At 51.7% G+C, this 25,046-nt stretch carries 32 protein-coding genes and 3 tRNA genes; 20 read left to right on the forward strand and 15 right to left on the reverse strand.

Annotated elements, in window-relative coordinates:
- Nucleotides 1-13 precede the first annotated feature (13 nt).
- The 8 genes from ACJJIO_RS17785 to ACJJIO_RS17820 all read left to right on the forward strand — a co-directional run bounded on the left by ACJJIO_RS17785 (nt 14) and on the right by ACJJIO_RS17820 (nt 9,836).
- Entirely contained in the window at nt 14-1,441 is a 1,428-nt protein-coding gene (locus ACJJIO_RS17785) for a Wadjet anti-phage system protein JetA family protein (protein ID WP_444909290.1), read from the forward strand.
- Complete coding sequence (locus tag ACJJIO_RS17790) at nt 1,434-2,198, forward strand: DUF4194 domain-containing protein (protein WP_444909291.1); 765 nt, start codon at nt 1,434-1,436, stop codon at nt 2,196-2,198. The genes ACJJIO_RS17785 and ACJJIO_RS17790 overlap by 8 nt, the downstream gene beginning before the upstream one ends.
- A 155-nt stretch (nt 2,199-2,353) precedes the next feature.
- Complete coding sequence (locus ACJJIO_RS17795; protein WP_444909292.1) at nt 2,354-6,001, forward strand: ATP-binding protein; 3,648 nt, start codon at nt 2,354-2,356, stop codon at nt 5,999-6,001.
- 42 nt (nt 6,002-6,043) lie between these two features.
- Nucleotides 6,044-7,246 carry a Wadjet anti-phage system protein JetD domain-containing protein gene (locus tag ACJJIO_RS17800; protein WP_444909293.1) on the forward strand — a complete coding sequence of 401 codons (1,203 nt, stop codon included), beginning with the start codon at nt 6,044-6,046 and terminating at the stop codon, nt 7,244-7,246.
- 178 nt (nt 7,247-7,424) lie between these two features.
- A complete protein-coding gene (locus ACJJIO_RS17805) occupies nt 7,425-7,880 on the forward strand; it encodes a hypothetical protein (RefSeq protein WP_252082092.1) in 456 nt (151 codons plus the stop codon).
- A 140-nt stretch (nt 7,881-8,020) separates the two neighbouring features.
- The gene (msrC, locus tag ACJJIO_RS17810) at nt 8,021-8,494 is read left to right on the forward strand and encodes a free L-methionine (R)-S-oxide reductase MsrC (RefSeq protein ID WP_444909294.1); all 474 of its coding nucleotides are present in this window, start codon (nt 8,021-8,023) and stop codon (nt 8,492-8,494) included.
- A complete protein-coding gene (locus ACJJIO_RS17815) occupies nt 8,494-9,240 on the forward strand; it encodes a methyltransferase domain-containing protein (protein ID WP_444909295.1) in 747 nt (248 codons plus the stop codon). The genes msrC and ACJJIO_RS17815 overlap by 1 nt, the downstream gene beginning before the upstream one ends.
- 140 nt (nt 9,241-9,380) lie before the next feature.
- Nucleotides 9,381-9,836, forward strand: coding sequence for a hypothetical protein (locus ACJJIO_RS17820; protein ID WP_152453116.1), 456 nt, complete (start codon nt 9,381-9,383; stop codon nt 9,834-9,836).
- A gap of 87 nt (nt 9,837-9,923) precedes the next feature.
- On the opposite strand, the gene ACJJIO_RS17825 is transcribed toward ACJJIO_RS17820, so the two are convergent.
- From ACJJIO_RS17825 to folD, 3 genes are read right to left on the reverse strand one after another with little or no spacing between them, the layout of a single operon-like run.
- The gene (locus ACJJIO_RS17825; RefSeq protein ID WP_444909296.1) at nt 9,924-10,937 is read right to left on the reverse strand and encodes a class I SAM-dependent methyltransferase; all 1,014 of its coding nucleotides are present in this window, start codon (nt 10,935-10,937) and stop codon (nt 9,924-9,926) included.
- A gap of 5 nt (nt 10,938-10,942) precedes the next feature.
- A complete protein-coding gene (gene rsuA / locus ACJJIO_RS17830) occupies nt 10,943-11,647 on the reverse strand; it encodes a 16S rRNA pseudouridine(516) synthase RsuA (protein WP_444909297.1) in 705 nt (234 codons plus the stop codon).
- Entirely contained in the window at nt 11,640-12,485 is an 846-nt protein-coding gene (gene folD, locus ACJJIO_RS17835) for a bifunctional methylenetetrahydrofolate dehydrogenase/methenyltetrahydrofolate cyclohydrolase FolD (RefSeq protein ID WP_444884485.1), read from the reverse strand. Before folD ends, rsuA begins: the two co-directional genes overlap by 8 nt.
- 340 nt (nt 12,486-12,825) lie before the next feature.
- Here folD and ACJJIO_RS17840 point away from each other — a divergent pair.
- The 3 genes from ACJJIO_RS17840 (at nt 12,826) to ACJJIO_RS17850 (ending at nt 13,188) form a co-directional block, all read left to right on the forward strand.
- Nucleotides 12,826-12,902: transfer RNA gene (locus tag ACJJIO_RS17840), tRNA-Pro, on the forward strand.
- Nucleotides 12,903-12,920: 18 nt separating this feature from the next.
- Nucleotides 12,921-12,997: transfer RNA gene (locus ACJJIO_RS17845), tRNA-Arg, on the forward strand.
- Between the two features lie 115 nt (nt 12,998-13,112).
- Nucleotides 13,113-13,188: transfer RNA gene (locus ACJJIO_RS17850), tRNA-His, on the forward strand.
- A 397-nt stretch (nt 13,189-13,585) separates the two neighbouring features.
- Here the strand turns inward: ACJJIO_RS17850 and ACJJIO_RS17855 are convergent.
- The 10 genes from ACJJIO_RS17855 to ACJJIO_RS17900 form a co-directional block, all read right to left on the reverse strand.
- The gene (locus tag ACJJIO_RS17855; RefSeq protein ID WP_444909298.1) at nt 13,586-15,265 is read right to left on the reverse strand and encodes an ATP-binding protein; all 1,680 of its coding nucleotides are present in this window, start codon (nt 15,263-15,265) and stop codon (nt 13,586-13,588) included.
- A 191-nt stretch (nt 15,266-15,456) separates the two neighbouring features.
- A complete protein-coding gene (locus tag ACJJIO_RS17860) occupies nt 15,457-16,200 on the reverse strand; it encodes a tyrosine-type recombinase/integrase (RefSeq protein WP_444909299.1) in 744 nt (247 codons plus the stop codon).
- Nucleotides 16,201-16,230: 30 nt separating this feature from the next.
- Nucleotides 16,231-16,503 (reverse strand): hypothetical protein, encoded by a 273-nt coding sequence (locus ACJJIO_RS17865; protein WP_444909300.1) that lies wholly within the window; start codon nt 16,501-16,503, stop codon nt 16,231-16,233.
- Nucleotides 16,503-16,742 (reverse strand): hypothetical protein, encoded by a 240-nt coding sequence (locus ACJJIO_RS17870; protein ID WP_444909301.1) that lies wholly within the window; start codon nt 16,740-16,742, stop codon nt 16,503-16,505. The genes ACJJIO_RS17865 and ACJJIO_RS17870 overlap by 1 nt, the downstream gene beginning before the upstream one ends.
- A 77-nt stretch (nt 16,743-16,819) precedes the next feature.
- Entirely contained in the window at nt 16,820-17,092 is a 273-nt protein-coding gene (locus ACJJIO_RS17875; RefSeq protein WP_444909302.1) for a hypothetical protein, read from the reverse strand.
- An 89-nt stretch (nt 17,093-17,181) separates the two neighbouring features.
- The gene (locus ACJJIO_RS17880) at nt 17,182-17,469 is read right to left on the reverse strand and encodes a phage antirepressor KilAC domain-containing protein (RefSeq protein WP_252082082.1); all 288 of its coding nucleotides are present in this window, start codon (nt 17,467-17,469) and stop codon (nt 17,182-17,184) included.
- Nucleotides 17,466-17,630, reverse strand: coding sequence for a hypothetical protein (locus ACJJIO_RS17885; protein ID WP_413662514.1), 165 nt, complete (start codon nt 17,628-17,630; stop codon nt 17,466-17,468). The genes ACJJIO_RS17880 and ACJJIO_RS17885 overlap by 4 nt, the downstream gene beginning before the upstream one ends.
- Entirely contained in the window at nt 17,627-17,809 is a 183-nt protein-coding gene (locus ACJJIO_RS17890; protein WP_444909303.1) for a hypothetical protein, read from the reverse strand. The genes ACJJIO_RS17885 and ACJJIO_RS17890 overlap by 4 nt, the downstream gene beginning before the upstream one ends.
- On the reverse strand, nt 17,799-18,101 hold the full coding sequence (locus ACJJIO_RS17895; protein ID WP_444900484.1) for a DUF7673 family protein: 303 nt from the start codon (nt 18,099-18,101) through the stop codon (nt 17,799-17,801). The genes ACJJIO_RS17890 and ACJJIO_RS17895 overlap by 11 nt, the downstream gene beginning before the upstream one ends.
- Nucleotides 18,102-18,279: 178 nt before the next feature.
- The gene (locus tag ACJJIO_RS17900; RefSeq protein ID WP_444909304.1) at nt 18,280-18,621 is read right to left on the reverse strand and encodes a response regulator transcription factor; all 342 of its coding nucleotides are present in this window, start codon (nt 18,619-18,621) and stop codon (nt 18,280-18,282) included.
- A 130-nt stretch (nt 18,622-18,751) separates the two neighbouring features.
- On the opposite strand from ACJJIO_RS17900, the gene ACJJIO_RS17905 reads away from it, so the two are divergent.
- A complete protein-coding gene (locus ACJJIO_RS17905) occupies nt 18,752-19,216 on the forward strand; it encodes a hypothetical protein (protein ID WP_444909305.1) in 465 nt (154 codons plus the stop codon).
- Nucleotides 19,217-19,262: 46 nt separating this feature from the next.
- Here the strand turns inward: ACJJIO_RS17905 and ACJJIO_RS17910 are convergent, their stop codons facing one another.
- A complete protein-coding gene (locus tag ACJJIO_RS17910; protein WP_444909306.1) occupies nt 19,263-19,778 on the reverse strand; it encodes a LexA family protein in 516 nt (171 codons plus the stop codon).
- Between the two features lie 15 nt (nt 19,779-19,793).
- Between ACJJIO_RS17910 and ACJJIO_RS17915 the strand changes: the two genes are divergently transcribed.
- On the forward strand, nt 19,794-20,351 hold the full coding sequence (locus ACJJIO_RS17915; protein ID WP_444909307.1) for a hypothetical protein: 558 nt from the start codon (nt 19,794-19,796) through the stop codon (nt 20,349-20,351).
- Here the strand turns inward: ACJJIO_RS17915 and ACJJIO_RS17920 are convergent.
- Nucleotides 20,282-20,554, reverse strand: a complete 273-nt coding sequence (locus ACJJIO_RS17920) for a hypothetical protein (protein WP_444909308.1) — start codon at nt 20,552-20,554, stop codon at nt 20,282-20,284. The genes ACJJIO_RS17915 and ACJJIO_RS17920 overlap by 70 nt on opposite strands.
- A 110-nt stretch (nt 20,555-20,664) precedes the next feature.
- Between ACJJIO_RS17920 and ACJJIO_RS17925 the strand changes: the two genes are divergently transcribed.
- From ACJJIO_RS17925 to ACJJIO_RS17955, 7 genes are all read left to right on the forward strand, one after another.
- Complete coding sequence (locus ACJJIO_RS17925; RefSeq protein ID WP_444909309.1) at nt 20,665-21,327, forward strand: hypothetical protein; 663 nt, start codon at nt 20,665-20,667, stop codon at nt 21,325-21,327.
- A gap of 209 nt (nt 21,328-21,536) precedes the next feature.
- The gene (locus ACJJIO_RS17930) at nt 21,537-21,869 is read left to right on the forward strand and encodes a hypothetical protein (RefSeq protein WP_444909310.1); all 333 of its coding nucleotides are present in this window, start codon (nt 21,537-21,539) and stop codon (nt 21,867-21,869) included.
- 136 nt (nt 21,870-22,005) lie between these two features.
- Nucleotides 22,006-22,398 carry a DUF5675 family protein gene (locus ACJJIO_RS17935; RefSeq protein ID WP_444909311.1) on the forward strand — a complete coding sequence of 131 codons (393 nt, stop codon included), beginning with the start codon at nt 22,006-22,008 and terminating at the stop codon, nt 22,396-22,398.
- Nucleotides 22,398-22,616: a hypothetical protein gene (locus ACJJIO_RS17940; protein WP_444909312.1), complete on the forward strand. Its 219-nt coding sequence runs from the start codon at nt 22,398-22,400 to the stop codon at nt 22,614-22,616. Before ACJJIO_RS17935 ends, ACJJIO_RS17940 begins: the two co-directional genes overlap by 1 nt.
- Before the next feature lie 37 nt (nt 22,617-22,653).
- Complete coding sequence (locus ACJJIO_RS17945; protein WP_444909313.1) at nt 22,654-22,878, forward strand: hypothetical protein; 225 nt, start codon at nt 22,654-22,656, stop codon at nt 22,876-22,878.
- Between the two features lie 239 nt (nt 22,879-23,117).
- The gene (locus ACJJIO_RS17950; protein WP_444909314.1) at nt 23,118-23,852 is read left to right on the forward strand and encodes a hypothetical protein; all 735 of its coding nucleotides are present in this window, start codon (nt 23,118-23,120) and stop codon (nt 23,850-23,852) included.
- A gap of 12 nt (nt 23,853-23,864) precedes the next feature.
- Nucleotides 23,865-25,046 carry a terminase gpA endonuclease subunit gene (locus tag ACJJIO_RS17955; protein ID WP_444909315.1) on the forward strand — a complete coding sequence of 394 codons (1,182 nt, stop codon included), beginning with the start codon at nt 23,865-23,867 and terminating at the stop codon, nt 25,044-25,046.

Below are 25,046 nucleotides of genomic sequence, written 5' to 3' on the forward strand. Positions count from 1 at the left end.
GGGCCTATAGTCGTTGTTCTTCGTCGATTCTTACCAGCACTTCTTCCGCCCGCTGACCGGTAAATACCGCGAACAGGTGGTTGAGTGCTTGCGTCTTTTGTATGAGCGTCTGTACACCGCCAAGGCTGACTACGGTGAGTCTCTGCTGCGCGAACAGATTCTGGAAATTTTTGCCGAGGCTCTGACCCGCGCGCCCCAACTCGATAGCGAGGACGGAGTGCAGGATCCCGAGGGCCGCTTCCGCAACCTGCGCGATCAAGCCGTCTGGGTACTGAACAGCCTGGTGGAATTCGGTTGGCTGGAAAAGCAGGTAGACAGCGCCACGCTCACCGCCACCTATCCGTTTAGCCGCCGGGGCCGCCTTTTTACTCAGCCGCTAGTGGAAGTGAACGGCACCCGCGTGCGCACCCGCCACCGCAATACCCGCAACACCTTAAATGCCCTGGAAGCCTTTGCCAGCCGAGGTGAAATCCACGATCTGATCGATGCCTGGGAATACTCCGAGCGTATCGTGGCGGATTTCACCGATATGATCGCCGAGCTGGAAGAGCGCAAGCGGGAAATGGTGCGGGAGGTGGAAGCCCAATTGCTGGTGCAGCAGGCCACCGATGAGTTTTTCTCCTTTATGGAGAGCCGCTTCCAGCCGGACCTGGCTATTCGTCTGTCTGCGGACAGCGTGGAAAAACATCGCGATTCCATCAACCGGGTGATTGACTGCATTCGCCGCAAGGAGGATATGCAGAAAGCGGAGTGGGAGAAGCGCCTGCGCCAGCTGCTGCCAGAATTGATGCAGCCCGGCCAGTCCCTGCTGTGGCTGATGCTCGATACCATCGAGGACCGTATGCGCCGCGCCTGCGAGGTGAAGTTGCCCGCGTTGCGCCGCGCGTTACAGGGTTTTACCAAGCGCGCGGATATTATTATTCGCCAGCTCAGCTACCTGCACAGCCAGGCCGAGGGCGAGTTTGCGGATTTGTGCCAGCGTCTCGGTGAGAGCCAGCAAAAAACACAAATTCTCGAGCAGCTGGGCGAACAGTTAGGTGGCTTCCAGCTGCGCCTGTTTGACCCCAAACAAACCCAGCTGTGGCAGCGCAATCGCCGCCAGCCGGTGAATACCCGGGTCGAAGATGAACCCCCCATCGGTGAAGAAAACCGTCGCGAGATCGAGCTGCAACAACTGCTCGACCAGGCGTTTAATTTCAACAACAGTAACCTGCGCGATTATCTGAGTGATGCTCTCGGCACCGGCCGCCAGATCAACAGTCGCAACCTGCCATTGCGCGATGCGCGTGATCTGCTCGCTATGAGCCATGTGATCGAAGCGGCGGCGGTGAACCAGAGCGGTGCCGCCGACTTGCAGGTGAAATTTACCGGTGAAATCGCCAGCAATGATTATTTCACCGAATTTGACGAATATATCCTGGAGCTGAAAAACAGTGATTGAACAGGCTTTGGATGAGGCCCTGGCGCAGTGTCGCCTGAACCGCAGCGAATTTTCCGAGCTGCTGGTGCGCCTGTTGGATTACGGCGTTATTTGCCGGGATGAAAGCGTTATCGAAACCACGCTTTACGATCGCTTCCAGCGCTGCGAGCAGCTGGTGCGCGAGTGGTTGGCCCCGCTGGGATTGCGTTTGCAGCACGACAGCCGTTTCCAGTTTATCCGCGTGTATCCGCCCGGCGCCGAAGTGCCGGGTCTGCCGGATCAGGAAGAGCCGCACCACGGCGGCTTCCGCGCCCGTCTCAGTCAGCAGGAAGTAGCCGCGATTCTCGCCTTACGAGTGGAATACGATAAAGCGCTGCGGGAAGGGCAGGTGGATGAGAGTGGTTGCGCCGCGCTGTCACTGGAAGCCCTGGAACTGGGCATGCGCAATCTGCTGAAAATGTCCCTGCCTGATAAACATGCCGAGCGTAAAAACCTGCTGAAGAAATTGCGCCAGCTGCGTCTGGTGCAGTTCAGCAGCGAAGAAGTGGAGACCAGTGCGGAAGTTTGGTTGCGCGTGCGCCCGACCATCGCCCACTTTGTCAGCGAGTCAGTATTGCACCAGCTGATCGACAGCGAAGCCCCGCCCGCAGTGGAGAGCGAGGCCACTCAAACTGATGAAATTGATGAGGCTGAAGAGGCGGAACAAGAGCAAGCGCTCGAACGCATCACTCCTGAAGTCGAAGATAACAGCCTGTTTGAGAGTGAAGCCGCTTCCTAGTTGAAAATAGAGGCCGCAGTAGCGGCTATAAAAAATCGAAAACATTCGACCGCCCGGGTTTGCGTAAATCATGCCCGGGAGCCTCGGAGAGGGGTGTCGGCTTCCCGCCAGTAAAAAGACCCTGCTTTTGAAAAGACCGTTTTTTTGAAAAGACTATGTTCCTAAAAAAACTGATCCTGATTAACTGGGGCAATATCCCGCAGTTGGAATATGATTTCGGCCCGATCAACCTGTTTTCCGGTGGCAACGGCTCCGGTAAAACCACGGCGGCCGATGCTATCCAAACATTGATGACCGCCGCCCACGACACCCTGTTTACCTTTAACCCGGGGCAGGATGAAACCACCCAGCGCGGCCGTGGTGGCAAGCAGGTGCGGACACTAGCTTCTTATGTACTGGGTTGTGACGACGGCAGTTACGCTCGGGTAGAGCCCACCGACTGTTACATTGCCGGTATTTTTCACCCCACCAGCGGTGAAGACGATGCTGAGCCTTTTACTGCAGTGATGGGTATTCGCGCACACCTGGATAACAGCAGCAAGCCCGCCCAGGCTCGCCAGAGTGATTTGCGCTTTTTTGTATTCCCCGGTGAACAGTTGGTGATGGGCGATTTTGTCCGGGATTACACCGATGGCAAACACCTGCTGCCGCTGGATAAATTCAACCAGGTCCTGAGCAAGCAGTTCGAAAAAGTAGAGCAGTACGACAAGAAAAAGGCCTACCTGCGCCGCCTTTACGGCGCACTGCGTGGACGCCGCGATGCGGTCTCTGATCGCGAGGCCATGCACGCCGCGCGCACCTTTGCCAATTTTATGGCCTACAAGCCAGTAAAAAGCATCAACGATTTTGTCGCCCAGGAAGTATTGGAAAAACGCGATCTGGGTGATGCCATCCGCTCCGTCTCCGAGCTGATGAAAACCATTCACAGCATGGAGCAGGAAGCCCGCCAGATTGTAGAGCGGGTCAGTTCCCTGGAGGCCATCGCCCAGTCGGTAGAGCTCTACCGGGAGCAGTGGTTGCAGTTGCGGGTGCAGGAATATTTGTGCGCACGCCACCGCCAGCAGCGGGTGCAAAAGAGTTATCTGAGCGGCAAGAACGACCAGAAAAAACTGCGCAGCGATCTGGACAACAATGAGCGCGAAGTGCGCGTCGCTTCCGAGCGCGTCGAGCAACTCAATGGCCAGCTGGTAGAGCTTCAAGCCCAGCGCCTGGGTATCGATGCGCTGCGCAATAAGGACGAACTGGAACAGCGTATTAACAATGCCTTGAGCCTTCTGTCCCAGCAGCACACCCCCATGTCTGCCGAAGAGGCCCGCTGGCGTGAGAACCGCGAGGCCGCCGAAGAATTATTAAATCTGCTCAACTCCACCTCCGCCGAGCTGGAAATTCCCGCCTTCTCCGATAAAGCACTGGTGCAGGCGATCAAGCAGGTAGCCCGCGAGGAAGACCTGCCGGATCTGCACAAGTTGCTGGGCAAGGACTGGATTGACCTGGCCGCATTGGAGCCACTGCGCGAGCGCGCTGCCAGCAGTGAGGCCCTACAGAACCGCCTCTACGACCTGCTGGATAGCAGTGGTAAAGCTGGCGTCGGTGATGAGGTTTCCCCCAAAGAGCAGATTGCCCAGCAGGCCTCCCGCTGGGAGCAAAAAGTACAGCAGCTGCAAAAGCAGCTGCGCACCCAGGAGAGCCGCATTCAGCATCTCCAGGCCAACCGCGTGCGCTACCCCCAATCGGTGGAAGCGGCCCTGGCCGTAATTCGCGAGCAGTGCCCGGAGGCAGAGCCCCGTGTCCTGTGTGATTATGTGGAAGTGCTGGATGAGCGCTGGCAGATGGCGATTGAAGGCTATCTGGGCGGCGCGCGTTTCTCGATTATTGTGGAGCCGGAACACGAGGCCCGCGCGATTCGCTTAGTGCGCGGCCTGCCCGGTCGCAATAACCGCGCCCGGGTGATCCAAGGGGATAAAGCCCGCCGCGATGCGGAGCGCCTGGATACGCCGTCGGGCTCCATTATCGAACTGATGGAGTTCACCCATAAAACTGCCGAGCACTATTTGCGCGCCTCTTACGGTGCCGTGGTGCAGGTGGAGGATGAACACGAGCTGCGCGGCACCCGCCGGGGCCTGACTGCCGACGGTATGGCCAGTGGCAACTACAGCATGTGGCGCTGCGATATGGACGATGCCGAGCTGGTCTTCGGCCAGGGCGCCCGCGCCCGCGCACTGGCGGCGCAGCAGCGCGCTATGGAGCAGTTGCTGGAAGAGGCCGCCCACGTCAATGAGCGCCACCAGCTCTACCGCCGAGTTACCAACGCGGTGCGCGGACTGGCGAATATCAAGCTGTTGTCCATTGTGGATTCTGCCCTGGCGGCCCAGCGCGAATGGCGCAGCGCCGAGCGGGCTCTGGAAAACCTGGACCTGAAGGACTTCGAGCAGTTCGAGCAGCAGGTCGATGAACTCAAGGCCCAGCTTAAAGATCAGCAGAAGCAGCTGTCTGATCTCCAGCGCAAGCATGGCTCTCTGGAGACCAAGCTAAGAAGCAACGAAAAACTCTTATACGCGCTGTCTGGCGAGCTGGAATCCCTGGACGATGCTGCCAGTGACAGCGAGGAAATGGTAAGGCGCATTACCGCCATCGATCCCACCTTCGATGCCGAGCAAGTGCTGGTTACTGCCGACGAGCAGGTAGAGCGCGCCGCCGACAACTTCGACTTCTCAGCGGATATCGAAAGTTGGCAGGGACAGCTGGAGAAATACAGTCGCCAGTTGGATCGCGCGGTGATGGAGTACAACGCCACCTGTGCCAGCGTCGATACCCTGGTGTTTGAGCCGGACTTGAGTGGCGGCCACAAAGATGGCTTGTTCAAGTTGATCAGCGGTCTCGGCGATCAGGTAGAGACCCTGCGCAACCGCCTGAAGAATAACCTGCTGGTGGAGCGCCATGATCAACTGCTGGGATTGAAAAAATCCTTTAACACCACTTTTGTAACCCACTTGTGCCACGCTATTTACCAGTCCATTAACGATGGTAAGCGCGTGTTGGATGATCTGAACAAAGAGCTGGAACACCACCGCTTTGGCGCCGACCGCGAGCGCTTCCGTTTCGACTACCAGTGGGTGGCGGAATTCAAGGAATACTGGAGCTTCTTTAAGGCGGTAATTGAACTGCCGAATCTGGGTGAAGAGCAGAGCTTGTTCGACACGGACTTGGCGCCCAAGCACCGCAAGGTGCGGGATCGCCTGTTGAGTATGCTGCTGAGTGAAGACGAGCAGGTAGCGCGGCGCGAGCTGGATCGAATCAGCGACTATCGCAACTACCGCAGCTATGAGATCTATAAAGAACCGGAGGGCAAGGAGCCGATTGCGCTCAGCCAGTACGGCACCGGTTCCGGCGGTCAGCTGGAAACGCCGGCTTATATTATCCGCTCCGCAGCGGTCACTTCGGCCTTCCGCTTTGGTGAAAGCGGCAGCCATTTGCAAATGGTGCTGGTGGATGAGGCCTTCTCCAAAATGGATGAGTCTCGCTCCAAGGAAGTGATCCGTTACCTGACCGAAACCCTGGGCTTACAACTGCTGTTTATTATGCCCAGCAGTAAATCCGGTCCTTTTATGGACCTGATCTCGAATCAGTTTGTATTCAGTAAGTGCCCCAGTGCAAAGCCCATCGGCCAGCTGAATACCCGGGTGTATGTCGATCGCAAGGTGTGCAACCAGGAGCGTATCGCCGAACTCTGGGCCAATCACCGCCGCACGATTCGCCAGCAGGCGTCGCTGGATTTTATGGACCTGGTAGAAGTAGAGGGATAGGTATTTTCGGGGGAAACCCCTCCATTGGCAGGGAGGCAACCGATGGAAAAGACATTGCCCTATTGGGTAGAGGAAAACCCGCTGTTAATCGGCATCCTGAATTTTATTCTGGATCGGCGGGATAGCCAGCTGGAACGGGGCAAGGAAGCCCGCATTAGTTTCAGGCTGGATTTGCGCGCTGGCAGTAAGCGCTGGTTGGAAGTGTTGGAGCCCCTCAGGGACCCCGACCAAGACGAGCAGGAGCTGTGGAATGAATTGCAGCACTTTGCCAGTGAGTATCAATGTTTTGCAGTAAAACCGAACCCTAAACGGCGACCGGGTGTTGCAGAGTGGCAGGGTGCTCAGCTGATCTTTCGGGACGCCAGTGAAGAGCAGCTGCGCCTGTGGCTCAATCGTCCATCCCCCAACTTGCGCAAGTCTGCCTGGACCAGTCTGCTGGAGCCCTATGCCGATCGCTTTGAGAATCCCGCGGCTTTTCCCGTAGAGGGTTTGGAGCTTCAAGCGGGCTTCGACTCTGCCGAGGAGATGGTCTCCTGCTGGGCCGCGATAAGACGGGAATTGATTTTTGCCGAGCAAATCACCTGGCGGCAATTGGCCGCGCGCTGCTTTAAAGGGGATTCCAAATATCTTGATTTACCTAGTCGCCAGTCCCTGGTGCGTAACCTGTTTCCGGAGCTGAGCCGAAAAATTCGCGAGCGCCAGTTATTACTTCACGCCTACCTGCCGGAACAGTTTACGCAGGTGATTTTTATAGAGAACCAGGATACTTTTATCAGCCTGGCGGAATTGCAGCCCAGCTCCACGGCGCTGGTGTATAGCGAGGGCTATCAGGGGGGTACGGATCGGATTCGCAATTATGGTATTACTCGCTTTAGCACGATTAATTCGGCCACTACAGTTTCTCGGCAGCAATTTTCACAGTGGTGGTATGGCGATAATTTGGGTTCACTTCCCGTTTTCTTTTGGGGGGATCTGGATTATGAAGGGCTGCGTATAGCCGCCGCGCTGAAGAAAAGTTTTCCTGAGTTGCAGTGTTGGCGGCCCGGTTATGATTTGTTACTCAACTCTCTGCACGCCGGCAAAGCCCATTCTCCCGACTTGGCGGAAAAGCTCGGGCAAAAACCCATCGAAATGATCGGCTGCCAATATGCGGATGATTATTTGATCCCAGCTATCTCGGCCAATAATTGTTTTGTGGATCAGGAGGCCGTCAAAACAGAGGCTTTGCTGGAGACTCTTCCTTAACGCTGGGCCTTTTGTCGCTATCAGATAAATTCTTCTTCCTCTTAACTCTGTGCTGGCTGTTGCAATCGTTTCAGTCAGCCTTAAAGCTTGTTTTTTATGCGCGAGATCTCGGAAGATACAGAAAATATACGGTAAAAATGCCCTTTAAAAATAACAAGGGAAGTTTCTGGAGATCTCTATGCGTCAGTTTTCCATTTTGGTCATTTTTGCTTTGGCCTTCGGCGGCGCCGCTGTTTTATATGAGAAGGAAAGCCGTAAAGTTAAAGGCGTACTGACTCAGATTACCGAACTGCAGGCGCAGATGGGAGATTTGCAGGCAGAGGTCAATCGGCTCAACAGCGAGTTGGAAGCGGTTAAGCTGGCCGAGCGCCGACGACCAACGCTAAGCACTATGGCCAGCCGTATCCGCCGAGAGTCCAGCACCTCCATGCCGCCCAAGCCCGTCGTGGAAAAGCGATTCGAGCAAAAACGCTCCGCTTTAATTGCCTCCGATGTCACCAAGGCTCCCCCGGCTATCCAATCGGGGGAGGAGCAGGGTGGCCGCGAGAGTGATGAGTGGTCACGTCCCACGATGGATGCAGACCAATATCAACGGGAGTCCTCAAAAGAGGAGGTGCTGGACCCCTACCAGTAATTTTCAATCACCGGTTGATTCCTGCTGTAAAGCCCGCAAAATACCTGCCTCTTGGCACACAATGCGCCAGGTATTTCGCGGGTTTGCTGTGTCTGGCAAACGCGTTTTATAGCCACTGATTGTGAGGGGGCGATCCGGCCATGTCGTTAAATAAATTCTACTTATCGCTCAATAGTCAACTCGAAGGTCTGCTATCCGCCGAGAGGGATTGGCTGGCCAATACTGCCAATGCCAGCGCTCTGTTGTTTATGGAGTTGGAGGATATCAATTGGGCGGGCTTCTACTTTTTGCATGATGATGAGCTGCGTCTGGGGCCTTTTCAGGGCAAGCCCGCCTGTACACGTATTCCCGTAGGTGCCGGAGTTTGCGGTACGGCGGTATCCAGCGGAGAATCTCAACTGGTAGAGGATGTGCACCTGTTTCCAGGCCATATCGCCTGCGATGCGGTTTCTGCTTCTGAAGTGGTCATTCCACTTTACGATAATAACGGCCGCTGCCTTGGGGTGCTCGATATCGATAGCCCGACCGTTGCCCGTTTCACCGCAGAAGATCTGGCTGGCTTACAGGGCTTTGCCCAAGTACTGCTGAAATCTTCAGACCTGCCACAAAGCTAATGGCACTACTGTGGCAGAAGCAGGTGGGAGACACCTGTTATGAGGTGCGCAACCACGGCGCCAGCGTACGTTTGTACAGCAACGGGGTTTTCCATTCCCAGTGGAATCCTCGCGATCCCCTTAAGGGCTCCCTGTGGGAGCTGCTTCTGCTGCCGGCCTTCTTTCTGCCAGAGAAGCGTCTGAACTCTGTATTGTTATTAGGTGTTGGGGGCGGTGCCTTGATCCGCTTGTTACAGGCTTACACCTCGGCGAAACGTATTGTTGGGGTGGACCTGGACCCGGTTCACCTACAGGTGGCCCGCCGCTTCTTCGGAGTTAAGGATGTAGAGCTGGTACATGCCGATGCCAAAGAGTATGTGGCAGATTACCTGCAAAACCCCTTTGCTGAGCCGTTTGATCTGGTAATCGATGACTTATTTGGTCATTTTCAGGGGGTGGCACAGCGCGCCGTGCCCGCAAGTCAAGAGTGGTGCGCCAACTTAATGCGCCTATTGCATCGGGATGGGGTTTTAGTGAGTAACTTTGGCGATCTTCAGGAGCTCCGAGACAGTGCCTGGCGTCAAAAGGCTTTGCGCAGCCGTCTGCGTGGCGCCTGGATGGCCTACATGCCCCAATACGAAAATCATATTCTGGCGGTGAGCAGGAACATGCTTTCACTGGCGGAGCTGAAGAAGCGCGTTCCAGCCAAAATCAATCCCGGTAGTCCCAGTTGTCGCCTGTATGCTCATCATCGACTTCTGCGTTGAGTTATCTGTCTGGAGCGCCCTGGCGGCTCGATAGGCAAAGAGAAAACTGCCACTGTCGTTTTTTTGTTGGGTGTTGTTGGCGCCCTTTCTCACTGCCTGTCTATACTGACATTAGCGACTTATTACTCCAGGGCTCGTTAATGCGGTACAAAACAGTTGAGGAAGTTATTCAGGAAGGAAGGGATTTTCATGCCAAATTGGCGCTGCAATACGAAGAGTATGAGCAGCTTGCCACCAACAAGCGGGTTGAGCTGCTCCTAGATCAGCTTCGACGACGGGAAGACTCCATGAAGCATTCACTGGAGAACTTCCACGCCGATTTGCCGCCAGGTGCCTTGCACACCTGGGTGCAATTTGCCCCGGAAGGGCGCGAGAAGGAGTTTCTGCAGCGCCTGCGCAGTATCGATATAGATAATCTAGATGACATTGCCAAACTGGCTATGGATATTGAGATTTATCTGGCTGACCAATACCGGGATCTGGCCCAGGGGGCGGAGACTCCCTCGGCGCGTGAAGCCTTCGAGCGCTTGCGACAATTGGAAGAGCTGGAGGAGCACACCCTCTCGATGAACCTGTTTAATTTGCGCGACTACTAATCCTTACGACTCAGCTGGTCCGCAAATTTGATTTTTGTCTCCTGGCGACTGCTCGCCTAATTTAGATAAACGCCGGCAAACTGCGCCCTAAGGGCGCAGCCGGTATACACAGAAGCCTTTTTCTTTGTTGATCAACTGCACCTCAGAAAAGTAACGCGGCCCCTTCTTGAGCAGCGGAATAAACTCATTCACCACAAAGAGTGCCGTACCGGTTATTTTCAATAACCGTGCGCTTTGTTGCAGAAAGCGATCGGTGAGATCGCCCTCCACCTGGAACCCCTGATGGAAGGGCGGGTTGCACAGCACCAGGTCCGCAGCACCGCTTTCCAGCTCTGCCCCGGCATCGGAGGGCAGCACTACGCCCTTGATACCCTGAGTTTGAAAATTTTTCTTACAGGCGAGTAGGGCAGCGGCATTATTGTCGATAGCGGTAAAGTGGAAGCTCCCCAATGACGCTAGTCGGGCACTGAGATAACCGTAGCCACAGCCGAGATCGATGACTTGAGCGCCCTCCTTGGGAAGCTCGGTGGTGAGCTGTTGGGCCAGCAGGGCGCTGCCCTTATCAATCTTATTCCAGCCAAACAGGCCGGGCTTGCTATAAAGACCCCCAAGCTCCGGCAGGCTGCGTAGCTGCGGGTAATCCTCCTCACCGATAGGTGTTCCACCTTGGGGATGCTCCACCAGGTTAACACTGCAATAATCGTTGCCGTACTTTTGCAGATGCTTACTGCCATCCAGGCGCTCGGCAACTTTAGCCGCATAGCTTTTAATGCCGCTCTGCTTTTCCCCTAACAACACCAGTTCACCGCCCTCACCGAGAAACCGTGGGGCCTGGTTGATAATATGGTGAACGACGGCTTTTTCCTTGGAGACCGAATAAACAATGCGGCGGTAGCGGCGATCCAGCTCTTCAAGGTGAAAGTCGTTATAGAAGCTGCGCCCAACCTTACCCTGGGCCAGCTCGGCAATATCCCAGCGGTTGGTAAGGAGGTCACCTTCGAAGTGAAAGCCCGGCTGTAGTAAAGGCTTGCTGTTTTCATCGGCGATCCACAGGGTTTCACTCGGGACCTGTGAGATTTCTTGGAGGAGAAGCGAGGACATAGTCTTTATTGTACCGAAGCGATTTCTTCAGAAGTTAACAGCCGGTATTCGCCTTCCTGGAGCTCTTCATCCAGGAAGATATTGCCGATTCTCTCCCGGTGCAGTTCGATTACCCGGTTGCCCAGGGCGGCAAACATACGCTTGACCTGGTGGTAGCGGCCCTCACCGATGGTTATGCGCACTTCGTTAGCGTAGAGAATCTCAAGCTTGGCCGGCTTGGTTCTTTTCTTTTCATTGTTGAGCCAGATGCCTTTGGCAAACTTTGCCACCGCATCTTCCTCAATTTTCTCTGCCAGCAGAGCGTAATAGGTTTTCTCACAGTGGTGGTTCGGCGAGGTCACTTTGTGTGACCACTGGCCATCATCGGTGAGTAGCACCAGCCCGGTGGTATCGATATCCAGGCGCCCGGCAATATGCAGCTTGGCTTTGTTGGGCTCGTCAATCAGGTCCAGCACCGTAGGGTGTTCGCCATCTTTGGTCGCGCTTACATAGCCCAGGGGTTTGTTCAACATAATGTAGCGTGGCCCCGGCTCGTGCAGGGGCTCGCCGTCCAAGTACAGTGCATCGCTGGCCTGTACCTTGGCGGCCGGATCGGTGATGACCTCGCCGTTAACGCTGATGCGCTCCGCCTTGGCGGCGCGCTTCACATCGGAACGGGAGAGGTCAGTCACCTGGCTGACCGCCTTATCCAACCGTATAAAACTAGCCAATCTTGCGTTCACCGGAATCGACAGATTGGTAGATCAGGGTATTGATGGTCATTGGGCCAACACCGCCGGGCACCGGGGTGTAGGCGGCAACGCGCTCAGTTAGCGGACCCAGTTCGATATCGCCCACACCGCCTGGGTGGTAGCCGGCATCGACAACCACTGCGCCATCTTTAATCCACTCGGCCTTAATAAACTCAGGTTTGCCCACGGCGCCCACTACGATATCGGCGCGGCGGATATGTTCGGCCAGATCTTGAGTGCGGGAGTGGCAGATAGTTACGGTGGCGTTGGCGTTCAACAACATGGCAGCCATCGGCTTACCCAGGATAGGGCTGCGGCCCACAACTACGGCGTGCTTGCCTTCCATTTCGATATTGTAGGCCTCCAGTAGACGCATAATGCCTTTGGGGGTTGCGCAGCCATAGGCTTCTTCACCCATTGCCATACGGCCAAAACCCAGGCAGGTCACGCCATCTACATCTTTCTCCAGGCTAATCGCGTCGAAACAGGCACGCTCATCGATCTGTGCCGGCACCGGGTGCTGAAGTAGGATACCGTGGACGTTGGGGTTGGCGTTGAGCGCCTCAATCTTGGCGAGTAACTCTTCAGTGGTGGTGGAGGAGGGCAGTTCCACCTGCATGGAATCCATGCCGATACGGCGGCAAGCATTGCCCTTCATCTTTACATAGGTAGCTGAAGCGGGGTCATCACCCACCAGGATGGTCGCCAGGATTGGCGTTTGCCCACCGCTCTTCTCTTTTAGTAGGGCTACCCGAGCCGAGAGTTCTTCTTCAGTTTTCTGTGCCAGGGCCTTGCCGTCCAGAACCAGTGCAGACATAGATGCTATCTCTAACAATAAAAAATCGATGGCTAATAGACCGGAGTCTGCTTCAGCACCTACTGTATATAGAAGGGCGGAAGCAGGCGATTTTTAAAAACGCTTACTTTTTATCCGGTCGGATTTGCGAAGTGCGCCATTTTCGCACAGGTTGGAAATAATTTCGCCACTTCTGGGCCCAGATAGGCAAAAGGATAAACTTCTTTAAAAATAATAGCTTAGAAGCGTTGACATGGGCCGGGGGTATCATTACTATGCACGCACTTCGCAGCTACAGCGACTTACACAACCACCTACGGGGCGGTTAACAGGGTCAAAGAGATGCGAATGATTGGAAAAACGGGGCATAGCGCAGTCTGGTAGCGCGCCTGCTTTGGGAGCAGGATGTCGGGGGTTCGAATCCCTCTGCCCCGACCAATTTTCCGGGTTCACCTTGCGCCCGTAGCTCAGCTGGATAGAGCATCCGCCTTCTAAGCGGATGGTCGCAGGTTCGAGTCCTGCCGGGCGTGCCATCTTCACAAGATGGTGCTGGTTTGGCAAAAAGGACTTAGTCTGAAGCCAGATTGGCTGCAAGAGATATCCGGCAATCAGTACTGCCACAAGGTGCTGAAGTATATCACTTTTATGGTGGCCGTAGCTCAGTTGGTAGAGCACAGGATTGTGGCTCCTGAGGTCGCGGGTTCGATCCCCGTCGGCCACCCCAGATTCTTCCTTGTTTTTCAAGGACTTAAAACCTCGCCTAGTGCGGGGTTTTTTCGTTTTGGGCCTCAGTGTACGAATTTCTGCCTCAATCTATGTTGAGGTTTCAATTTAATGGGTATTTGGGCGCCTTGGTTTTCTCAGCAATCTCTCATCTTTAAGAGCTTGTGATTCTAGCCTGATGACGGGGTTGTCTGAAGTATGCATTCCTGACTCGATCGATCCTCGTATCCATCCGCTTAAATTCTCTTCTAAAAACTCACATGGGTGAAGAGGTCCTTTAAGGTGGTACCCCTGGAGGAGTGGGGTGCTGAATATTATCAGTGGCTGTATTTTTCAAGCTAGGTCTAATGCCATTCTTTAGCGGATTTTTGCTATTGTTTTCTATCTTTTCTCGGAAATTAATCAATTTCAGCTTCCGGTTCTATGTGTGTTACTTCTGAGAAAAGATTAAGAATCTTGGCAAACATTGCTTTTGAAGGCTCACCTGTGTGGTATTTTCTTGGTGTGAATTTATATGTGCCTCGCTTAATTCTGGTTAATCTACCTTCTTTTACCCATTTACCTAATAATCTTGAGGAAAGAGATTTGTCAGAGTTTGAGGTTGATAAATGAGCAATTTCTCTGAATTGTGCTGTAGTGATAATACCGCTGTGGAAGTTAATATGAATTTCTTGGCAGTGCTTAAATAAATTTTGTTCCTCATTTAGTGTGAATTCTTTTGATGCTTTACCTTCTTCAATTAATACTTTAACCCATCGATGGGGAACTACTCTGTCTTCCTCTTCAAAAAGGAACACGGGCCCTTTGATGTCAGTTACAATAGTTGCGACAATTTCGGATTCGTACTTGTCAAAACATCTCAATATTTCAGAAAATGGTTTCCTTCTCCAGAGAACCAAGGCATATGCTATTAGAGGCATTTCCTTTGTTTCTTGGTATTGTTCAGTCAGTGTTTCTCTAAGTTTTCTAAATCTATCACCGTTGTCTTTAATGTCTATTTGTAAGCTCCAGCGCTTAAATCTTCCCGCTTCAGATATGGTAATAGCAGGTGGCATAAAGCCGTTGAGCAGGCATTCAGATAGTAGCGTTTTCTTTCCTCTTCCTAGTTCATCTACTTTTTTTGCTACTCGGAGGGATTCCATCAAAAAGGAATTTGGGGATTTATGAGCAGAGGAAAACCACTTGTTAGCTAAGGATGAGTATTCACTATAGGCCAAATTACTAAGTATGATTCTAGTTGGGTGGAGTTCTACAATAATTTCGCCATCGTTTTCTATATATGCTGCATGGCCAATGCAGTTTCCGATAGCTTCTCTAAGTAATGAACTTGTGATTCTCTTGGGGTCTATATTTTGCTTGGCATAAAAAGATTTGATTTCACTTTGTGTTTCTTGGGTTAGTAAACTTAATAGCCCTGAGCGGCTCTCATTCCTCAGGATATCATTGTTATCGTTGTATTCTACAAACCTAAATTTAGATTCGCCAAATAATATTTCTCCAGCCTTGGTATTCCTCAAGGAATACCTGTCAAGTATGTATTTGTCATATTCGATTCCTGCCATATTGCAGAAGTCTTTGACCAGTGCTTCGTTAGGTGTAAAGCTGGCCTTCTTTTTTGATATGTCCGTAAGGCCGGGAAGTGATAAATTTAATTCCATTATCTCTTCTTGGCTCATTCGTACTTTCGTTGTACCCTTGCCCCGGTATGCAGTGCGATCCCATTTAACAATGATTCCAGGATTTTTGACTTGGCATATTACAACTTTACTTCCATTTATGTCCTCAGTTGTTATTTCTATTAAAGAGATAGAGGGGTCTAAGTATTTGTTGAGGTGCTGGGAAATTATTTCTAAATTCTTACTTAACCATTTCTGATTGTGTCCAGAAAGGGAGCCGTCGTCTTCGACTCCAATTAGAAGAAAGCAGTTATGCTCTGGGTTTCCATTGCATAGCATCGAAATTTTTTCGCCGTGAGTGTTCCTCCAATCTCTTTTTAGTTCAACATTTTCAAACTCATGTTCAGTAAGGCTTTCATCTCGAAGCTTTCTCTTGATTGTTTCGATATCTTGTATTTTCATGCTTCAAGCTTGTATTTTTAAATTTTATGGTATGAGGGAAAGAGAGCGAAGGTGGGTTTTGAGAGGGTATTTAGTTATGATCATTTGTGTAGGTTTCACAATGACCGCTACTCACAGGAAAGTCCTTCATGCTCCTGTCGTCATATGATAATCTGAGGGTATCTTAATTCTAAACTGTAAGAATTAAAAGTTTAATCTTGTTGGCCTTTGGCTTGCTCGATCTTGTCTCTATTTAAACTAGCCACCCGATCCGCAGTACGGTTATACCGCTCAGCCATAGATCGCGTCTTATGCCCGGTGAACTTTTGAACATCCCCCTCGAAGTCACTGGCCGCTTTGATTTTCAAATCATGAAATCGAAAGCGCTGTTTAATTGCCCTGGCAGCTAGTGCCGCTCGTTGTTCCCTTTGCCAAACGGCATTGAACCCGGTGCGGGTGTAGGCGCGGCCTGCGCGGCTGCGAATGATATGGGTGGTTTGGATTTGTGCTTCGGTGTTAGTGGCTGCAGCGCGATCAACGGCTTCTTTGAGGGCTGAGCTCCATAGCTTTAGTTGGGCTTTGCCTGTTTTGGCTTGCACAATCAATAGACCGTCTTCTTGAATCTCTGCGCGGGTGAGGGCGAGTACATCTTGTTGCCTGGCTGCACACAAATAGCTGATTTCCATTGAGCACTGGTGCATCACATGGCCGTGATCACCCAGCCATTGCCAAAAGGCTTGGTATTCCCAGTCTTCTACGTAGCGTCCGCCGGGCTTTACTTTAATTGTTTTTACTACTGCTGTGGGGTCTTCAATCTTAACGAAGCCCCTGGCTTTGCCCCATTTCATCACGATGCCTAGAAAGGTTCGCTCTCTATTGGCTGAGGTGGGGTACTCAGCGCCGCGTGCATCAATAAACATCTGTACCAGTGGGGAGGTGATATTGTCTGGTTCCATTTCACCGAATACCGCGAGAACACGCTGGCTCTAGCGATGGTAGTCTTTTTGAGTCTGCGGTTTTATGTGTTTGGTGTACTGAGGGGAGGCGAAGTAGAGTTCTACTAAATCCGCGAAGGTAAAGGTCTTTTGCACTAGACCGGCTAGGTATTTCTCATAGGCAACCCAGACCTCAGCCCTGGAGGCGTCGGGGCCGGCAATATGTTTGGTTGGCTCACCATGCTTGCGAAATCGGTAACCGTTTTTATACCTGGCTACATGTGGTGGCATCCATGCATTTTCGGGGTTACGCCTTCTGCCCATCAGCTTGCTGCTCCAAGGTTAAAGCCTGGGGGTAGGTTAACACCGGCTAAGTCGGGTTTTGAGGCCCCTCGGGCCAGAATGGCTTGATTAACCATTTCCCAGGTGAGTGCAGGGGATCGGTCCTTTTTCAGCACATAGGGAATCCGATTGGCATCGAGAATACGCTTTTGCTCCTCGGAGTTCTCGGCGCCAGCGCCCGTTAGGCGGGCTATCTCATGCTTGGTTAGTAGGTTACCCACCGCACATCCCTCGCGTTGTTATCTTCTACCTAAAAAGCCCGCACTTGGCGGGCTGAGAAAACTATTTTTAATTAAGATTAAGCGTATTCCGGTTCTGCCTGGGGTTTTGATTCTGGGTGAGGGCAGTCTTTGGGTTTCTCTTCAATGATTTTTTTATCGACTATGCGATAAATTTTTGCCTTGTCGGTTTTTTTATCGAATATCTGTGCCCAGTCGGTAAACAGGTCATTTTGAGCGATGCGCTGCACTTCTTCGAAGGCCTCTTCTTTAGTGGCGTAGGAGCGCTTGAAATCTTTAATGCCGCCCATCAATAGGTTGTAGGTGCCAGTAAGCAGTGCGTATCTTTCCATTGGATTTTCCCATTTTAAAAAATGGGCTCCATACCGGCAGCCCAAGGATGGTTACCTCTGACTGAATGCGCCGGGGCGCGGTTAAATTTCTAGCTGGCTTGGGAGATGGAGTTCTTTTCGATCAGATCCCGAATCCACACCATGCCTTTCGATGTCACTTTGGTGTTGATATACGGCACCTTCACCGGGCCGCGGCTATATTCGGCATTCTCTGCAACCAGTAACCCCTGCTGTACGGCGGACTTTGTCGGTGAGTTACGCATAGGTTCGCGGCTATGCAAAAGGTCGCTATTTCGTAGAACCTTTAGCAGGTTGTTTCTGCCCATTTCTAAAGTTCGGGCGGCCTGGGTGATGGTGAAGAGTTTTTCCTTTTTCACGCTGCCTCCTGGTCCTTCAAGTTTTGTTCTGATGGTTGGCCCTGGATGGCTTCGGAGAGTGCGGCTATTTGCTCTTGCATGCCGTTTATTTGTAACTGCTGGGTTTCTACCGTGGCCATTAGGTCTTGAGTGATTTGTAGTAGTTGGGAGAATTCATTCATGGTTCGCCCCTACTATTTTTTTGAACTTCCGCTCCCTGCCAATTGCCGGCTCCCAATATTTGCAAAGCTGACAACTCCAGCCGCGCAATAACAGCTTCCCGTTGAATACCGGCTCTGCGGGTTTCCCGCAGTGGGCGCACTGTATTCGCGGCAGCTGTTGCGGCTGGTTCATGCTGCACCTTTTCTCTGAGTTTCAAGGTGAGACCACTCGACACAAAGGGTGCGAAATTTTTTATCGCCCTGTGCGATTACGTTTTGGGGTTCCTTGCCTTGATAGCGAAGTGTCATCACGTTGAGAGCGTGCTGATAGTTCTCCCCATCAAGTAGCGATAACTCGGCAACGGGAACCGTAAAATCGTTGCTGTTCCAAGCCGAAAGCAACACCTGTGCGGCAATTGCGCTAGCACCGGAGTATCCGTTGGCTACAGTGAGCAGCGTTTCCACACTCTGGGTTGGGCTGAAAGTATTCATGCTGCATCACCTCCAAAAGGTGGCCAGTCGTTTTGGTGCACTGGCCGTGCAAAAGTGGGTTTTGGCTGCACTAAACGGATGTGCGTTTTGTGATCCGCGTTGGCGATATCGGTGCGCTGCTTGAGGCGATCTACGTCGCTTTTGCTCGTAGCCGTTGGAAGTACAAACACGGTGGCGGTCATGCGAGTCCCTCCCGATTGTTGCGGATGCGAATGGTTCGAACTGTGGGGCGGCGCTGGAAGCGGGTGCGTAATTGGTCTTGAGCATCAGCGCCCATACCGCTGAGTACGCAGGCGAGCAGGGCGAATTGAATCAATCCGTGCTTTACCGCCTTGGCCACGGCTTCAGTACTGTTGCGGGCATGCAACTTGTAAAAGCATTCCGCCAGCAAGTTGGTGACATTCGCTACAGAGCACCGCATAGCTTCGGCGGTCTCTTTGTTGGTGAGGCCACGGGAACGATATGTAAGCGCTTCAGCTTCGCGTGGCGCCAATGGCCTTAGATTCCTGGCTGTGTACATTTTGATGCCCTGTCCTTGGTTAATAATTGCAGTAGCCGAAAGTAAATTGTCTGGTCAATAGTCGTAAGTTAATTTCTTAAAAGGTTTTCACCTTGATATGCTCAGGGAGCGCTTATCACGGAGGATAAGAATGAAAAAAATAAGACATGCAGTAGTAGGAGTTCTGCTAGCGACTGGCCTTGGTGGCTGTACTGCAACGAACCAGACGCCAGTGTTTATCAGTGAGTACTTTGCTTTAGAGCACCTTTCAACAAAACAAGAGGTATTGAGTAAGGCGAGGCAAGCTTTGTTGAGGGATGGGTTTCAGATTTTGTCCTCTGATTTAGAGGCGGGTTATATCTCTACAACCCTAAAAAACTGGAAACTTACGCCTGAGCAGGCCAATTGTGGTGCTAACGAGGGCAGAGATTATTTAGAGGATAATTACACCAAGACAGAAGTTGCCTTTAATGTGGTTGTTGATGATAGGGATGTGATTGTTCGTTCAAACATTCAGGGCGAATACTTACCGGAGAAGCCGGCACAAGATCTCACTTTGAACTGTGTTTCTCGGGGTGTTATTGAAGTTGAGATGGTCAAAAAAATTCTGTTGTGACTCTCAGCATTCAGAAAGGCCCGCTAATGCGGGCTTTTTTTTTGTCCTACTTAGGGGTGTAGGAGCCAATAATTACGCCACAAAAGGATATAATTTTGCCTGTAACTTCCATCGGAGAGTAGGTTGGGTTGATGGGGCGTAGATAAATATGGCCCATGTCTTCTGCATAGCTTTTGAAGATGACCTCACCATTTATTTTGGCGATAACTCGGCAGCCATTGGTCAGAGGTTTGTCGGGGTCGACAAAAATGATTGTCCCTTCTGGATAAGAGCGCTGGCCTGGGTAAAGGCTAGTCATGCTATCACCATTCACTCGTAATGCGTAAGAGCGGCCTGAGTGAGTACCGGGGCAGGGCAGCGAAGCTTCGGCTTCCCCGGGCTCTAATAGATCTACTGCGCTACATGGAAATTTATACAGGAGGTGGGTGGTGAGCTTTGAAGCTGCGGCATGGGCCATTAAACGCAGGACCAGAACACCAACAGCAAAGCTGGTTTTAATTGCTTTGGCCGATTGCCATAACAGTGATGCCTGGGCAATGCCTACCTGGCCGACGTTGCGCAATGTACAAAGCGTTCGGTGATTAATGCCATCGAAGAGTTGGAAGAACTGGGCTACCTGAGCGCCGAAAAATCCAACGGGCGCAGGACCAATTATGACCTCTTTTTACACGTAAACCGGTGCAATGATTTCACCGGTGAAAAATCTTCACCGGTGAAAATAAAACACGAACCGGTGAAATCTGTGCACCCAACCGGTGAAAATGACAACACGTCCTTCTCTATAGAACCAGTAAGAACCAATAAGAAACCAGTAGAGAGAGGCACAGTTCCAAATCGCGCCAACCCCAAACGCGGCACACGCTTGCCTGGAAACTGGATTCTCACTGACAAATTCCGCACCGAAGCCCAACGCCTCCGCCCAGACCTGATCCACCGAATCCACGACATTGCCGAAAGCTTCCGCGATTACTGGATATCCCAACCCGGCCAGCGGGGCGTAAAACTCGATTGGCTCGCCACCTGGCGTAACTGGCTAAAACGCGAGAAGTACTTCGCACCTCAACCTCAGGCGTCAGGGCAGCGGCTAACGCGAAATCTCAGCGCAGTAGAAATCGCAACGGATACCAATTGGTAAAACCCAATCACCAAGGAGAGTTCACCATGTGCACAGTCACCATCCCAGAAGCCATCGAAAGGATTTCCACAACCAACCCCAGCAGCCCGCTGGCCGTATTCCGCACCAAGTACGCTCACCTCGTGGAGGTTGTGTTCGCGAATACGGTGGTTACCCAATTCTGGATAAACCAGGGCCACATAAATTACCTGGGCACGTATCACCGAGACAATTTGCACGCAGCCGAAAGGCGACTTCAGGATTATTTCGAGAGCATGCCGCAGGCTGCTTGATGGGGTGCTTGGTTGCTTGAAAATTGCTTGGGGGGCATGACATGAGATTCGATAGTGCTAGGCAAGCGTGGCACGACGCCTTTGATAGCTCCACAGCTGCATTTGATTATGAAGCCATGGGCGGCAGAAGTACGGTTTCCTCAGCTGGGAGAGGGCGAAAGGTTGTAATTCGCGGAGAGGTGCAGGGCAGGGCCAACCAAGTCATTTGCCGGGTTGCAGCCCCAACAGTAATTGCGAAAGAAACCCCGGGAACTAAGGACAGCGGCAATCGCATCATGGATGCCTGTGAAAAGGGGTTAATCCAAGATGCAGTTGCAAAGCTGCGAGTGAGTGATCCGTTGGCATACTGCTGGGGCATGGCCGCCTACGCCCCGCCAGCCTCAAGAGTCAAAGAGCGAGCAACACTATTGAAATACTTGATGAGTGAGTTCGACAAATGGGATGAACCGCACCCACGAGAAAAGGTTAGCCAGCTAGCGCTATTTTGTATTAATGCGTGTGCACTGCGAGATGTAAATGGCCGATTAATAGACCTGGGCCAAGCGCGGACAATTTTAGGGTGTGACAAAAAGCGTTGGGATAGGGAGTGGGTAAAAATTTGGAAACGTTTGCAGCGGCGTTTGGACTCTCTACCCGCAAGAGCTTTAGGGCCTATTTCTGAAGTTGTACAGGGGTACAGAGGGCGGCTTAAAGCCGCTTGTTGACAGCTTTGTCCTGAGTAGGTATAAATTCCCTAGTGTGCAGTTTTTCTGCTTTGCAGAATAAAGCCGGCCTCTGAGCCGGTTTTTTTGTGCCTGTAATGTGGTTGGAACTCGAGTATTTGGTGTAGAGATAAATAGAGTGTCATAATATATAGTATACTCATCTTTTCTTTGTGTAATCTTTGAACATTTTTTCAGGGAATTAAGAGTAAATGGCGAAATTAATTAAGTCTTTAATTTATTCAGTGGTTGCTGTAATCCTTTTAAATAATGCCGTATATGCTTCAGTGCAGTGTAGTGAAAAAGTCCTCAGGACCATTGTCCATAAAAATGGAAGTGTATACTTCTCCACAGATAAGACCTGTGCGGATATGTGGTGCAAGATAGATTTCGAAGATCCCAAACAAATTGATAGGGCGTACTCGATGCTTTTATCAGCTACGGTTGCTGATAAGAGTGTTGCATTTGTGTGGCCTAACATTTCAACCTGTGATGAAAAAAATTCAAATCAAGCATCTCCAGACTATCTTGATGTTCGTCCTTAAATAGTACAGTTTTTATTTAAATGATATGAGGTTTCGGGTGAGCTAGATTCATCGCCTGAAAAATTCTCATTCTGCTGAATGCCAAGCCCGCTCTAAGCGGGTTTTTTTGTGCCCGAAATCCGGGAGCTAATACCTCATGTTTGAATTAACGCGATTCGCCTATGGGCCTGATGCCACATTGGGGCGGCTGAGAGTGCACGACTGTGTGTTTTATACGGTAGAGCGTCCGTGGTTGGGGAATCGTCCATTCGAGAGCTGTATTCCTGAAGGGGTGTATTCCTGTAATCCCTATAACTCACCAAGGTTCCCCAATGTGTGGGAGCTTCAGGAAGTCCCTGGCCGTACAAAAATATTAATCCACACCGCTAATTATTCGGCGGATGTGCAGGGTTGTATTGGTATTGGTTCTGGCTTGGCTCCCGGTGGCTGGTGGGTTATGCAATCCCACAAGGCAATGCAGCAGCTGCGAGAGCTGCTCCCGCCTGAGTTTGATCTGACAATTACGCACTATGTGCCGGAGTATCCGTGATGGGTATTTGGTCTGGAGTGAAATCGCTATTCAGCAGTAACGCTAAACCTGTAGACGATATTCTCGATAGGGATAACGGGTTACTGGTGCGGGCTGGAGGTTGGATTGATGGCCTGTCCTATACCGATCAAGAGAGCGCAGAGGATGCAAAGGAAATCATTCTGCATGCACAGGAGTATCGATACTGTGGTGGCTCATGTAGAGAGCACAGCGAGTGAGAACACACAGCGAAGCTTAACCAGACGTTTTACGGCCTTGGCAATTATTCGTGTTGAGATGTTTTTGGTTATTGCTTCTGTAGTGGTGTGGACATGGAACTCTGAGTACGCGAAGTTTATTTGGGCTGTGGCTGGATCGACATTGATGTTCGGTGCGTTTTCGGCGGTGATTGTCTTTTTCTTTGGTTCCTATAGCATTGGCCGGCACATCATGAAACCGCTAGCAGCTCTGAAGCGTGCGGCAAAAGGGGTGGCGCAATGAGTCCAACTGATGCAGCACATACAGCAATGGAGCGGCTAATGATATGGATTGCGGGAGTGGGTAGCGTGACGGCTCAGCTCAGGTTGCATCGGCGTTTGAGCAATATGTAATTACCTACGGTGCATTCACCACCGGCCTGCTTTCCATCGTTGTTTTCGCTTATTACCGACATCAGGATATTAAGCTGAAGCGGGAGCAGATGAAGCGGGGTGAGGATAGCTCTGCTGAGGAGTGGGGCGATGGACGTTAGTGTCAAGGTCGATACCTCAATCTATAAAAATAGCTCGGCTAAATTGAAACGACAGTTACCGTATGCCGGTGCGGTGGCGGTGAACAATGTGTCAGTTCTGATTCGAGGGGAAGAGCGCTCAGCAATGAGGCGGGTCTTTGTTAAGCCGACACGATTTACACTTAATTCTGTTTTGGTTGAGAGGGCCACGAAGCGTTCGGGTGTTTCCAAAATTCATATCAGGGATGAAGCGACTAAGGGAACAGCACCTGAGAAATACCTAGCTCCGGCAGTTTTCGGTACTGCTCGTAATGAAAAAAGATTTGAGCGTGCGTTGCATGCTGCTGGTTTATTGCCCTCAGGTTGGTATGTGGTACCTGGGGAGGCTGCCAGACTGAACAAACATGGAAATATTACGGCTACCACTTATAGCAAGATTCTATCTCAAGTTAGAGCTAACCCTGACCCTATGCAGAACGCAACCAATAGTAAACGCAGCAAAGCTAAACGGGGAATAACCAAGGGCTATTTTGTTGGAAAGATTGAGGGCACCTTGGGAGTGTGGCAACGGGTTGGATACAAGCGCCGTCGGTCAGCACGCCCGATCTTAATCTTTGTAGAAGGCAGGCCCAACTATCGAAAACGTTTCCCGTTCTATCAGATCGCCGAAGGTATAGCGCGTCGGCACCTACCGATTGAGCTTGATAAAGCATTAAGTCATGCCATTGCGACAGCTAAGCCATAAGGCCGGCTGTTTATGGATGAAAAGCTGGTGCCGATTATCGAAGGCTCACCAGCGGTAAATCGGGTGATCGATGTCACCACCAGTCGCAAAGGCGGTAGCCGCTCGACGCGCAAGAAATTCCCCGGTGGTGAGGTGCGCACCATTGGCTCCAACTCGATATCCAATGTGAAATCCACCACGGCCCGCCGGGGCTATGTGGAGGAGCCGGACGATACTAATAAAGACGTTGGCGATCAGGGTGACTCCATTCGCCACTTGCGCGAACGCCTCAAGCGCATGCGCAATAAGAAATTGATTATTGGCGGCACGCCGGCGATTGCTGATCTTTCCCAAGTGGAGCACTACACCAAGCTCGGCACAATGCGCGTGCTACCGGTTACCTGTCACGACTGTGGTGAGTCCCATGTACTGGACTGGGAAAACGTCAGTTGGTTGGAGAAAGAGGGCGGCACACCGCACCCGGTATTCGGCCTGAATCAGCCAGAAACCGCCGTTTATACCTGTCCTAAATGTGGTAGTGCCTGGGATGACTACCGCCGCCAGGCCAATATCCTGCAGACCTGTAAAACCGCGCGGGAAAACGGCGATGACTTTGCCGGCTGGGTCAAAACCCAATGCGGCGAGGACTTTACAGAGGATGAAATCGAGCCGATAGAAACCTTTATGGAGCTATCGGAGCTTTATGTGTGTATTCCTGGCACTGGCTTGGCGGAGGTCGTCAGGGATTTCTTGGAAGCCGAACACGAAGCCAAAAGCGGCGATGAATCTGCACGCATCGTATTCCAAAACAACAAGTTAGGCAGGCCCTATAAATATGCGGCCAACCGGTTGCTGGATCATGAAAAACTGCAAGAAACTGCCGAGGATTATCCAGAATTATTTTGTCCGGCTGGTGGGTTGCTGGTTACTGTCGGTATTGATGTTCAGCATGACCGGCTTGCCATCACCATCCGCGCCTTTAGTCGCAATGAAGAAAGCTGGCAAATGTACTGGGGCGAAATCGATGGCGACACGGTAGATAAGCGCGATAGCTGCTGGGATGCCTTGGACAAGTTAGTTTTCCAAGGCTTCAAGCATGAGCGCTTTGGTGAGATTTACGCATCTGCAGTCAGTATCGATTCCTCTGATGGTACTACCAGCGGCGCGGTGTATGAATGGGTAAGAACTAGAGAAAAAAATATCGCCGCGTCCTAG

Source organism: Microbulbifer mixtoriginis (SeqCode), from assembly GCF_052467235.1.